At 47.1% G+C, this 853-nt stretch carries 1 protein-coding gene; it reads left to right on the top strand.

Features of this window, described 5'->3' with window-relative positions; all coding sequences use genetic code 11:
* The coding region (locus REG_RS10485) for an FAD-dependent monooxygenase (RefSeq protein ID WP_039909037.1) at nucleotides 1-792 on the top strand (792 nt) is incomplete at its 5' end.
* Nucleotides 793-853 lie beyond the last annotated feature (61 nt).

Here is an 853-nt window from a genome sequence, read left to right on the forward strand (position 1 = left end):
TTATTATGTCCAGCACAATTGCAAAATATGCAAAGAATCGATGATCACTGGCAGCTCACTCTCAGTGATCAACAAAAACTACAAACACCTTTAGTGGTGGGGGCTGATGGTAGTCATTCGTTGGTACGGCGTTTATCGGGGATCGGCACCTGTGGCTGGCAATATCGCCAATCTTGCCTACTGATCACGGTGAAAACGGAAGCGCCACAGCAGGAGGTAACCTGGCAACAGTTTTTTCCATCCGGCCCGCGCGCTTTTTTACCCTTGTCAGATCACTGGGCATCCTTAGTTTGGTACGACGCTCCACAGCGGATCCGTCAATTACAAGCCATGCCTCTGGAGCAGTTAAATAGAGAAATCACTGCCGCATTTCCTCCTCGGCTTGGCAGAGTAGAAGCTATCGCAACAGGTTCATTTCCACTCCTTCGTCATCATGCGCAAAATTACGTTAAATCTGGATTGGCACTCTTAGGCGATGCAGCACATACGATTAATCCCCTTGCAGGACAAGGGGTTAATCTAGGCTATCGAGATGTTGACGCGCTGATTGATGTGCTAAACCATGCACGTGATTTAGCGCAAGAATGGCATAGTGAAAAAGTGTTATTGCGCTACCAACGTAAGCGCAGAAACGATAATTTGATCATGCAAAATGGCATCGATTGCTTTTATGCCACCTTTAGTCATTCATTACTGCCAGTAAAAATAATGCGTAACATAGCGCTCATGGCCGCTCAGCGATCCGGTAAGTTAAAAGAGTATGCGCTAAGGTATGCGCTGGGTTTATTATGATATACCCAATGAATTTCGAGTTACGGGCGGCGTTGACTGCGGGTGCTCGCCGAATCACGTA

The sequence above is a fragment of the Candidatus Regiella insecticola LSR1 genome, assembly GCF_000143625.1.
Classification (GTDB): domain Bacteria; phylum Pseudomonadota; class Gammaproteobacteria; order Enterobacterales; family Enterobacteriaceae; genus Regiella; species Regiella insecticola.